General features: G+C 46.6%; 8 protein-coding genes and 1 pseudogene. 2 read left to right on the plus strand and 7 right to left on the minus strand.

What is annotated here, in order from left to right; genetic code table 11:
* The first annotated feature begins 101 nt into the window (after positions 1 to 101).
* Positions 102 to 659 carry a hypothetical protein gene (locus tag JUF22_RS11790; protein WP_203646492.1) on the plus strand — a complete coding sequence of 186 codons (558 nt, stop codon included), beginning with the start codon at positions 102 to 104 and terminating at the stop codon, positions 657 to 659.
* An 86-nt stretch (positions 660 to 745) separates the two neighbouring features.
* On the opposite strand, the gene JUF22_RS11795 is transcribed toward JUF22_RS11790, so the two are convergent.
* The 7 genes and pseudogenes from JUF22_RS11795 to JUF22_RS11830 form a co-directional block, all read right to left on the minus strand.
* Entirely contained in the window at positions 746 to 1,438 is a 693-nt protein-coding gene (locus tag JUF22_RS11795; RefSeq protein WP_203646494.1) for a class A sortase, read from the minus strand.
* The gene (locus JUF22_RS11800; protein WP_203646496.1) at positions 1,439 to 2,221 is read right to left on the minus strand and encodes a class C sortase; all 783 of its coding nucleotides are present in this window, start codon (positions 2,219 to 2,221) and stop codon (positions 1,439 to 1,441) included.
* 44 nt (positions 2,222 to 2,265) lie between these two features.
* Complete coding sequence (locus tag JUF22_RS11805) at positions 2,266 to 3,705, minus strand: SpaA isopeptide-forming pilin-related protein (protein ID WP_203646503.1); 1,440 nt, start codon at positions 3,703 to 3,705, stop codon at positions 2,266 to 2,268.
* A gap of 3 nt (positions 3,706 to 3,708) precedes the next feature.
* Complete coding sequence (locus tag JUF22_RS11810) at positions 3,709 to 6,381, minus strand: SpaA isopeptide-forming pilin-related protein (RefSeq protein WP_203646515.1); 2,673 nt, start codon at positions 6,379 to 6,381, stop codon at positions 3,709 to 3,711.
* A gap of 355 nt (positions 6,382 to 6,736) precedes the next feature.
* Positions 6,737 to 8,542, minus strand: a complete 1,806-nt coding sequence (locus JUF22_RS11815; RefSeq protein ID WP_203646522.1) for a MucBP domain-containing protein — start codon at positions 8,540 to 8,542, stop codon at positions 6,737 to 6,739.
* A gap of 364 nt (positions 8,543 to 8,906) precedes the next feature.
* Positions 8,907 to 9,446: pseudogene (locus tag JUF22_RS11820) on the minus strand (plasmid pRiA4b ORF-3 family protein).
* A 108-nt stretch (positions 9,447 to 9,554) separates the two neighbouring features.
* Positions 9,555 to 10,265, minus strand: a complete 711-nt coding sequence (locus tag JUF22_RS11830) for an SDR family NAD(P)-dependent oxidoreductase (RefSeq protein WP_203646527.1) — start codon at positions 10,263 to 10,265, stop codon at positions 9,555 to 9,557.
* Between the two features lie 70 nt (positions 10,266 to 10,335).
* On the opposite strand from JUF22_RS11830, the gene JUF22_RS11835 reads away from it, so the two are divergent.
* Complete coding sequence (locus JUF22_RS11835) at positions 10,336 to 10,716, plus strand: MerR family transcriptional regulator (protein WP_203646528.1); 381 nt, start codon at positions 10,336 to 10,338, stop codon at positions 10,714 to 10,716.
* The last annotated feature ends 502 nt before the right edge of the window (positions 10,717 to 11,218 follow it).

The following is an 11,218-nucleotide window of genomic DNA, read 5'->3' on the forward strand; positions in this document are numbered from 1 at the left end:
TCAAATTTCATCGTCCAATCCAAAGCAGACTTCCCGGCAATCCGCATTTTAAACAGGCACTTAACTTTCGTATACTAAAGCCACTAAGGAGGGGAACCATTTTGAAAAATTTACATATTAAGGCACTGCTTGTCTTACTTGCCGCTACAGGTCTCCTGGGGGTCGCAACGACCTCGGCCAACGCCAAAACCGTTTGGACCTTTGGCACGAAACACAGTTTGCGCACGGCGCCAAAGGCTTTGCGCGGCACGTGGTACGGGTTTGCACTTTCTCAAGATAAGCACCCCAAGAAGCTGGTCGTTAACAAAAAATCCTTCACCGTGAAGACGACTAAGGGTATCCGTACCATCAAGTACGCCAAGTCAATGATGTGGTCACGTAAAGCGAAAAACCACCCTAACGTTGATTTACGCAAACCGTTCAAAGGCTGGTACTACTTCGCCATTAATCTAAAACCCAGCTCAGATCTCAAGTCTTCGCAATTCTATTGCGGCCAAGTTCTCCCAGTTACGTACAAGCATCACCCAGCCCTGGCCTATGTCCCAGTTGTCAGTGAAGACTCGTCTAGGGTCATGCTCCTAACCAAGAAGAAATATAGCCATCCTGTTTACAAGAGCACTAAGCATATGACCGTCATCAATTTCTACGGTGGCAAATAAGGTTATCTTAATTACCAACAATCCCAATACCCCCTAAAAAGGCCCGGCACATGCTGGGCCTTTACTGTATCCAATTAACTATTCGCTCAAGCCATCGTCGCCGGTCTCACCGACTGCAATTTTCCCTGTACCACCAGCCGCTTGGGTTCGCCACGTTTCGCTGAGGCGCAGGTCACCAGCGTCACTAATTTCTGACCGGGGACATCGTTGATGACGCTCACCTGGTGGCGGTCGATCACCCGGACCCGAGTCACGCGGTAATGGTAGATTTGGCGCTTATCCGTGAGGTAGACGGCGTTGCCCTTGCGCACGCCCTCGAGGGGTGAGAACAGGAGGCGCCGCGGCGTCATGTAGTGCCCGGCCAAGGCGTAATTTCCCTGGCCCATGCGCTGGTCCGCCTTAAGCGTTCCCGCACCCCGGACCAGAACTGAGTTACTGACACCAATGCCGATGGGCAAGTCCAGCCCCACCGCAGGAACCCGTACCTGACCCACCGCACCATACGTGCTCCTGCCGGTCAGCTCACGCAAGCCGTAACTGCCGACCGTGAGGGGATTCAGCTGTGACGTCTTCGCGTAGTTGAACGCATCCGGCTGTTTCTTCGCTTCCTGAGTCGCGCGCTGGATGCTCGCGACCGTCATTTCTCGTTTCGCCGTGTCACCCAGCTGCTCCACCGAGAAGGTCTGGGTCAGGGCCAACAGAATCAGCCCGGCCCCAATCACAAACATCGCCAGCAACCAGAGGGCGCCCTTTTGGGCATGTCGTTTTCGTGTGGCCATTTAGCTTCCCTCCCTTGCTTGGCGGTAGCGGCGATAACCCAGCCACGTGCCCCCAATGACGAGCACTGCCGCCAGAATCAGCAGGACAATTTTGTACCAGTCCCACACCGTTTTCCCTTGCGGAATCGTCTGGGTCTCGTTCGGAATCCGCTGGCCGGTGACTAGGAGCCGATGGGTGTTGATCATGTACGGCGTGCAGGTCATCAGTGTGACCTGATTCTGGTTCGCCGTCCGCAGAATCGGTTGGCGGGTGGCCGCCTTCACGGTCCGAATGGTCGCGACCTCATACGTCATCAGCCCGTAGGCATTTTTCAAATAAAACCGGTCACCGCGTTGGAGCCGGGGCAGATCAGTGAAGAGTTTCGCGCTGGTCAATCCCCTGTGTGCCGTGATCAGACTGTGCTGATTACGCTTGCCTTGCGGGATATCCGTGCCGTGAACCAACCCCGCATATTTTTGCAAAATGGGGTCGCTCGTGCCGGAAAATACCGGCAGTTCCACGTCAATCTTGGGAATCGCCACCAGCGCTAGGGGCGTCATGTCAATGAAGCTGCCATTTTCATCCTTGAACGGGTCATAGGCGGTCGTCTGCTTGTCCGTTGCCTGCCGCTGTAAGGCCTGTTTGAGGACTTGGCGTTGTGTCTTACTCGCCGTCCGCAACTGGCGCTTATACGCCACCAGAACCCCCTGCTGACGCCAAACGGTCACTTGGTTGCGGACGGCCGGGTAGCCAATCAGGCCCAGGCCAACGCAGAATAGTAAAATCATGAGCCATTTACGCATGAGGGGGTTTCTCCCTTCTTTAATTGTCTAAGTGGTTAATCAATCTATGCTGAACGCTTTTGCCGGTAGTATAGGTAGCCGGCGCCACCCATCAGGAGGGCCCCGATGACCAGGAAGAGCCAGATGCCCATGCCACCAGTCGTTGGCAGCGCGTAGCTTTCGTTTTCGATTGGTTGGAGCTTTGTATTCTCGCCAATTTTAAACGGCGTGGCATCCTTTAGTAGCGCGTAACCAGCGGGCGCTTGTGTTTCTACCAGGTTGTAGATCACTTCGCCATTTCGTTGGTCGTAAGCGTAAGGGACGCCGGTGAAATTGAACTTTCCATCAGAGCCTGACGTTAATTCAGTGGCATCGCCTTCGTCAGTCACCCATTTCACAAAAGTTTGACCGTCAAATTTGGCCCAGAAAGTCTTGCCCGCATTATCGATTTTTTGGACCTTAAACTTCGCACCAGCCAAGCCATGCTTGCTGTTGGCGTCGATCTTTTGGAACTCAGCGCCACCGAGAATCAGGTCGTTTTTGATGCCAATTTGGTCCTTATTGATAGTGAAGTGATTCTTATCCGGTAACATTTCTAGTGGTTCGATGAACCCTCTTTTATCAACCATAAAAGTCAACGACAGAACGTCACCATCCTTGCTATGCGTCTGCTTGTACCAGGGTTGCTCTTCGTTGGAAACCTCCGTCAGCCGATACTCCGTGCTAACATCTAACCCACCGAAAACGATGTTTCCATCTTCATTGGTTATCAGTTTCTCGGGAGTCTCATTACTGCCCACTTTTTCCAAGGTGAACACCACGCCGCTTAATGTGACAGTTTCCCCACTAGTTGGATTCTCCGGGTCACGTCCCACCTTGTGAATCGTAGGGTCGACGTTCCGGGCAACCAGGTTCTTGGGGTACAGATGAATCGTGTTCTTGTTATTCAGCGGTAAACTGATGAGTATGGGGGCGGAGATTGCCTTCAGATTCTTAACAGGCGCCTTCGTTTCCAAAATCAGATAGAAGCCTTTATTCTGGATTTCTGAGAACGTTAGAATACCGCTATTATCACTTAATGCTTCTGTCGCGATGCTCTTCAAATTATTCTTCTTCACGAAGGCTCGTTGCGCTTTGAGCACGGCTTCTGGTTCCGTCCGCTCTTTGGTAATCTCGTTAACTAGTTTTTTCCGTGCTGCTTCAAAATCCTCATGACTCATTTGACCACTAACAATATTTCTACCTTTAAGGTAGTCGGTTAAATCATAAATCTGATAGGTCACTGAGCCAAACTGCTTGGCGTCATAGGGATTAACCCCCTCCATAACGCCCAAGTCGTCCCCGGTGTTTTCAATCGTTGTTGCATTATCCATCTTGTGCAATTTTATCGTAACTTTTTCTGGTGCTGCGGACTCGGCAGCATGGGCGATTGTTTGTCCGCCCAGCGCCAAGCCACAAACGGCAAAGGCCGCGAGCACTAGTTTTCTTAATTTTGTGATTTTCATGGGTTATCCTCCTCTAGGGTGTGTGCGCCAAATGGCGAGCGCCGATAGAATGAGCATGAGCCCAACAATGATGAACCAGATGATGCCGTGGCCTCCAGTGATGGGTAAGCTGTATTCTGGGTCGTTTTCAACTTGCTTGGATTCAATCGGCCCAGTCTGTTTATCACTTGAAATCGTAAATTTAGTAGGTTCGCCAATCGTGTAACCGTCTGGCGCCTTAGTTTCAATCAACGTGTACGTGCCAGTCTTGAGACCTGTGATCTTAAAGTTTCCGTTGTCGTCGCCCTTCAGTACGGTTGCCTCATTTTTGTCAGCAACCTCACCCGTCCGTTTACCATTCGTATCAAACTTCAGGTAGTTATCATCTTTATCTTGAATGATAAACTCTGCTCCGGCGAGTGACTTTTTAGTGGTGCTATCAATCTTTTCGAATTGGTACGTTCCTCGGAAGTAGTGTGTGATTACCCTATTCGTCTTCTTTTTCCATGTTAGAAGTTTTTCGCCAGAATTAAATTCAATTTCAGCATCATTTTCCAACGTCCCGACAAAGTCAGAATCAAGCTTCACCTTCATCTGAATGGCAAAGGAATCACCATTGAACGTCAACGCTTCAATTTCTGCCTTAGATAACTTGTAAGTGACCTTACCATTTTCTTCGATGGTAATATCGCGTGGTCTTATCCTAATTCTCTCGCCAGTCGTATTGAACAACTTAATGTTCTTTTTATTAACCGTTACGCCAGCTGGTAATTCGTCCCACATGGTAATCGCATTAGGCTTGGCAATAGACTCAGTCGGAATTTTATACGTCGGTTGATAAATCGTGTAGTACAAGAAGTCTGTATCCTCCTCATCACGATCAATAGTCACACCATCTAAGTCATTATTTTCTGGTTTAACTTCACCTGTTGAATGAACCGTCTTCTGTGGGTCTGGCTGTTCCAACGGCATAACATATCCGCTGGAGAAGGACTGCCACGTGAACCCAGCATCACTTCTTAACATAAACGGTTGCTTTGTCCCAACCATTGGGAAGGAAACTGCACCAAGTTCATAGTCAACGGAACCGAGGTAGTCTCCCCAATCACCAGTTTTGCCCTTTGCGACTCCGGCGCCAATACCTTCATACCAGATATCATCATGATTCTCTATAAACGCACCATCAGCTAATTTCCCTTTCAATCCTGAATTGGTACCAGCCCACTCGTGTTGATCTTTATCATTACCATTTAGGGACCCGAACGTAAAGTAATTTAGATACTTATCGCCATCTCCATCGGGAAAGTCGAGTGCTTTAGATGCATCTTTGTTTACGAACGTCACATCTATGTCAAAAGTCCGAATGCCTTTGTAGACAAGTCCTGAGTAGAAATTGTTGGAAAAATCCATGTAAATTCTGCCATTTTTGGGTGCACCATCAATCTCGTTATGGTACTCAATCTTTGAAATTTCGACAATGGCTCCCATCGGTTGATCTGGCGTTTCCACATTGGCTTGTTCAGTATAGAATCCAACATTTGGGTAGTAAACGATGATACTGTCGGTCGCTTTTAGCGTTGGCTTGTTATCAATTGCCACCGCATAGGCGATTTCTCCATCCCCACCCCAGCCATCCTCTGCGCTCTTCCTATGGTAAGAAGAGTGGTAATGGGTTTCAAAAAAGTCAAACTTTCCAGGGGCATAGCTACCGTAGTAGCCGTCAATTTTGATGTTGGGATCAGTCAATTCCTTTTTGATAAGTTCGACGTCTGTTGTATTTTCTAGTAATGTTCCGCCAATGCTTAATTCTTTCGACCACTCTTCCATCTCCACTTGACCCCGACTAATTCTAATTGAGTCAGTTGGTACTGCTGGTGGTGCCTCAGTTAACTGCTTAGTTGCCATACGTTTCTGAACTGCTTCATCTTCCTCAGCTTCTGTCGCATCTTCTTCACTGTCAGTCGTCGCTGACTTCTGTGATTGGGTCTTACCAGCAGTTTGCTGGTTTGACTGTGTACCCTTGGTAGTCTTACTGTCCTTTGACGTTGTCGCTTTCTTTGTTGACGGCTTAACTGATTTCTTCGTCGGTTTCTTTTCGGACTTCTTTGCCGTTTTCGTGTCTGACGTTTTGTCTGAAGCCTTTTTGGTGTCGTCATTCGTTTCCGTTGCTAGTTTTGCGTCCGCTTCACCCGTTGTTTCTTTAGTTTCCTCGGTTGTCGTTTCAGCTTCTTTAGAAACAACCGCAATTTTTTCTAATTCATATTCTTGGTCTGGGTCAGCAACGTTTAATTTCAACTGTAAGTCCTTGCTGAGTGGTGCCGGCGTGATCTTCATCGGTACCACTAAATCTACCGTCTGATCCTGGCTTTGGCCATTCTTGAAAATAAGTTGGCGCTTCTGATCAACCATTGCCGTAACTTCCTGGTTTGAATCTACAGTGATTTCTCCAGTCATTAGTTTGGCATTGTCCTGATCGGCTAACGTCACCATCGTCTCCCCAGCAGGAAGCTTGACGGTCAGTGCCACTTGCAGGTCCTGTGCCTGATGGCTGGTCAGCTTTTTAACAACTCGCCCCGTTTGGTCTTGGAGGGTTGCCTTTTCAATAATGTCGTTTCGGTCCTGTGCTTGAATGCGTAAGTATGAGGTCAAACCTAGGACACATCCTAGCACTGCAATAATTGCTAATAGTTTTTTCATGAGGCAATCCTCCCTATCCCTGTGGGTTGCAAGCTGTTTTCTTTTTTCGAGTGATTTCAGAATATCAGTGATTTGTGAATAACTTATGAACATCATATGTATTTTATTATATTATTAATACCATTGCTGTGTTACACATTAAAACTGTTGTGACGATTTCTAAACAATTTCGCTAACTACCCCCGACGACACACTTAAAGAATGACGTAGTTCTGACGGCCGCGGGTATCTTTTTTATTCTATGATTGGCTGACATAAAAAGACTAGGCAGACTCGAATCGAAATTTACGATTCAAGTCTGCCTAGTCTACTGTTCCTTACTTATAATCGATGACTCTCAGTTCACCTGCAGCAGTTACTTTTCAATCACCTTTGTTTTATTACTCGTTATGAAACTACCATCATTGAGAACCAAGCGCGTCGTTAAGTGATAACGAACCAGCTTTTTTACGCGCAATACTTCCCCTCGCTTCAAATGCTTGACTTGCTGCTTAAGTGCTTTGTCGCGATACGCATTCGTTCCCGAGATTACTTTGACTTGTTTAGGACTATGCTGGTAATACGTATGCACCGTAAATGCCTGCTTAGCCGTAATATAACCGGTCTTGCCATATCGCTTGGAGCCGGTATTCACGTCTCGAACCAAGTAGCGCTTGACGCCGTTCTTGGATTGCGCAACCCCAGTAATCACAAATTGGGGCCGCAACGTTCGTTTCTGCTTAGCATAGTAGAATTGTCGCGTCTTCTTACTAAAGTTTGGCGTACTGTATAACCCCAGCTTTTTAACAGCCGAAATTGCCCGGTCCTTTTGTGCAATTACGACGGCATGACCTTGATCACCGGTTGAGGAGCTATCATTTGTGTTTGACGACTCACTTGTTGCGTTACTCGTACCACCATTACCGCCTGGCGTAACTGGTGTCACGGGTGCCACCTTATATGACAACGTAACCTCTTGCGGATTGGACGTATATGTTCCCTTCAGTGATCCCTTAGTCGCACTGACATACTGGTAACCCTTAATAGTGTCTGGATTAACGGTATAGTTATCTCCTAAAGTCCCAGGAAGTTGGCTGTCAGGTTGAATTGTTTTGCCATCCTGATCAACGTAATGAATCGTAATGGGGTTTCCTGGCGTGACTGTTGGTTCCCATTGATACGTTTGATTTCCAGCTGGCGCCGTGCTCCCATTGTACTTGCTAATCAAATCAGCCGACGTATACGTGGTTTTATTTGGATTATCAGGTTTTAAGTATTGATCGTTACTGTTTTCCCATTTTCCAGTGTAGTCAGTCAGTTCCGGGTCGGTGTCTGGATCTAGATCGGAAAGTTCTGACCCGGTCAGATTGTCTTTTGAACTTAGCGTTAATTGGGAAACGTCTGCACCATCAAATATTCCGGTTAGAGGTACCTGTGGCTGCCAATTTCCAAGACTGATACTCTTAAGATGGGAATTGGAAAACATATCGGAAAATCCCCCGTCAGCATCATTTACCTTGCTGACATCAAAGCTGGATAAATCTAACGACGAAGGATTATCTAGATCGCCATAACCTTGAAACATCCCTTTCATAATAGTAACTTCATTTGTTTTAAGATTTTCATATCCCGTAACCTTTTTCGTATAACTAAACATGCCCTGCATGTCCGTGGCTTTACTCGTATCAAGATTTGATGCGTCAACACTGTTCTGCGCACTGGCATCAAACATAAAAGCAAAGTTGGTTGATTTGCTAGTATCCAAATTCTGCCAATTTTTTATCTGTGGTGCTGTTTCGTCGCCCAAGATCCCTGAAAATAGATATGACGCATTTTCAGGTGTTGTGACTTTATCATCTAATGAAATTGTATTAAATTCATTTTCCTTGGGGGCTCCGCTTTCTTGTATTTGAATATTGAGGAAGGGTGTCACAGGGTCGCCACCTTCATATTGCGGCTTTGCTTCCGGTAACTCCCCACTTTTAACATGCATAACGCCATCAGCTGTTAGGGTCCATGGGCACGTCCCTAGTGTTCCCGAATCAACAACCGTTTCTGCATCCGACGCATGGGCAACGACCTCCGTTCCAATCGTAGGAAGCACGGGCATCGTTCCTAATACCTGAACACCCAAAAAGGCTACCCCCGCTGCTACTGCAATACCAACCACACTTCGCTTCATGAACTACATCCTCCCTAGTATTAGCTGAGTCCATCTGCTTTTCCCACTCATTACCACAATATATAAATAACTACTCAACTAAGTATTATATGAAACCGTTTTATCTAACAACCATAGTTTAACATACTCTGCACCCATAGAAGCACGGGTCTTACACCAAAAATGATTAGCAAAAAATGTCAAAACGTTCAAGTCATGTAGACCCTAAAAACGCCAGAAACACTGAACGGCATGATTCCGATAGAATTTCGGAATCATGCCGTTCTTAAAAAAATAACGTGAGACTTTTAGCACTTAAATAACCCACGTATTGGTAAGACTTGAGGCCCATTATCGAAGCTGGTATTTCAACCGATTAACCCTTCTAATAATACTTAGGTATCAATCCCAAATCATCTGCCCGAATCATTTGTTCCCCCGCACGAGACCATAAGGCAAGTTCCTGATTCAAGCTTTGGCGATTGAATTCCAGTGCATCCTCTGCATCCTGCCCATCTTCAGCACGATTGGCTCCCCGACTCCAGGTACAGCTTGGCACCTGAACACCTTGAAGTTCGTCAAATGTTAGAGCACGCTTTAAGGTAATCACGTGCTCCCAGTCTTCGCCGAAATCATACGTGTATAAAATTTCGTTCTGCTGCAAATCCGGATAGACATAGGCTTGACTGGCTAGAACTTGCTCCCCGCTGATATCCATATCATCTACATAACCCACGTATTCTCGGTCCTGCTGATGCTCTACTCGAAAACTATACAGATGTGAATTGGTTCAGCCAAACGCCAATTGTAGCAGCACGTGGAGCTGATCATAACGAATTGTCACAGGAACAATCAGCTTCCGTGAAACAGCCGGCTTAACATCCTTTAGCTCGATTAAAATTTCTAGTGCAGCAATTTCAGACATGTAGTCACGTCTCCCAATTTTTGTTTATATATTTACCTAATACCCGTTCCATAATTTTCAATGTATTGCATTCTATCTAGAAAGTCAATCGTCCTTGCTTTGAGCCGGTTACCAAGGCACAATACCATCAATATCCGAAAACGTGCCAGAATCAGTCAACGCATCAGAAGTGGCCAATTCCACAGTCCGCGCCACACCCACTTGCACGGTCCGATTACCGCCACCGCCACCAAAACTGGTATCTACCCAACCAGGATTGACGGCGTTTACCGTAACAGGCGTCCCCTCAAGTTCGGCGGCGAGTTTGACGGTAAACATATTGACCGCTGACTTAGAAGCCTGATAGCCAGATGCTTGTAGCTTGTGGATGCTGGTACTGGCATCGCTGGCCAGCGTCAATGACCCCACCGCACTGGAGATATTGATAATCCGGCCAGCCGGTGCGGCCTTCAAAAGTGGTAAGAAGACCTGCGTGACGTCAATCAAGCCAAAATAATTTACGTTAAAATCTTGCCGAATTGCGTCTAGTGATAGTTCTGACGGCTTGGTCTCATGATCAACGGCAATACCCGCATTATTGATGAGAATATCTAAATTAGCGATACTCGTTTTCGCGGCAACAATCGACTCATGGTCGGTCACGTCTAACTGGACCGCCTGAGCTTGCACACCAGCAGCCTCGAGCTGGGCAACAGCGGCCTGGCCACGCGCTAAATTCCTAGAACCAACATAGATAGACTGGCCTTTCAAACCAAGTTCTAGGGCTAATTCATAACCCATCCCGCGATCAGCACCCGTAATTAATGTCTTAATAGTCATATCCATAGCTTCCTTTTCTGTTATGATGGATTTACTATATCAGCCTAACGTAACGGGAGGTCAAGTCGAAATGGCAAATAATAAATTGATGCGAATCGGTGCGTTTGCGAAAGCCGCTAATGTTACTATTCGAACAGTCCGATATTACTTAGAATGTGGCTTGTTACCACCAGAAAAGCGCAATGAAAATAATCAGCGAATCTTTAATGATGAAGACCTACACTGGATAACCAATTTGCATTATTTGCGAGAGGCTGGCATGTCGATTGTTGAATTGCAACACTACACCGCTTTAGTACGTGAAGGCGCTAGCAGCTTACCGCAACGAATTGAATTAATGCGCGAACAGCGTAAGCAAGTCGTCGCTGCAATCGCTGATAAGCAGGAGCAGCTGAAAGTGATTGATCATAAGCTTGAGCGGTATTTAGCTGGGGACAGCGCAGTGATGTGAGTAACCTAAGCAAACAGGCCTCGATGATTTCGAGGCCTGTTTGTTTGCCGTGTTGTGTTACTTATGATATGGGCTCTCATAACTACCCACTCAGCGATTAAACCCAAGAAAACTGCGTCACTTATGATATGGAGATACATAATAACCTACTCTACAATTACCCTAATCGGCTAACTCAAATATGATATATTGAAGCCCATAAGTAAAATTTTGGAGCTCGCGGATTCGAATACTACTCCTACGTGCCCCCACATACAACCGATACTCGGTCAGTATTTGGACCTAAATCAACCATTATTTAAATTTCCGCGAGAACACACTGGGAAAATCATAACCCACTAGACTAGATAAACAATCTCTGCTCCAAATTTCCTTGCTCATCCAGGCTCATTCTCATTGAAGTACCTCATAAATTTTATAACTGTTGTAAATAGTACCTGCCGAACAATACCGGTGAATATTTCAGTGGTGATAATCAACAGGGTCCGTTGCTACAATCTGC

This window comes from Levilactobacillus lanxiensis (genome assembly GCF_016861655.1).
Lineage (GTDB): Bacteria > Bacillota > Bacilli > Lactobacillales > Lactobacillaceae > Levilactobacillus > Levilactobacillus lanxiensis.

Coding starts and splice junctions, on each gene's coding strand:
- JUF22_RS11795 (WP_203646494.1), bottom strand. CDS start 1,438: ATGGCCACACGAAAACGACATGCCCAAAAGGGCGCCCTCTGGTTGCTG.
- JUF22_RS11800 (WP_203646496.1), bottom strand. CDS start 2,221: ATGCGTAAATGGCTCATGATTTTACTATTCTGCGTTGGCCTGGGCCTG.
- JUF22_RS11805 (WP_203646503.1), bottom strand. CDS start 3,705: ATGAAAATCACAAAATTAAGAAAACTAGTGCTCGCGGCCTTTGCCGTT.
- JUF22_RS11810 (WP_203646515.1), bottom strand. CDS start 6,381: ATGAAAAAACTATTAGCAATTATTGCAGTGCTAGGATGTGTCCTAGGT.
- JUF22_RS11815 (WP_203646522.1), bottom strand. CDS start 8,542: ATGAAGCGAAGTGTGGTTGGTATTGCAGTAGCAGCGGGGGTAGCCTTT.
- JUF22_RS11830 (WP_203646527.1), bottom strand. CDS start 10,265: ATGACTATTAAGACATTAATTACGGGTGCTGATCGCGGGATGGGTTAT.
- JUF22_RS11835 (WP_203646528.1), top strand. CDS start 10,336: ATGGCAAATAATAAATTGATGCGAATCGGTGCGTTTGCGAAAGCCGCT.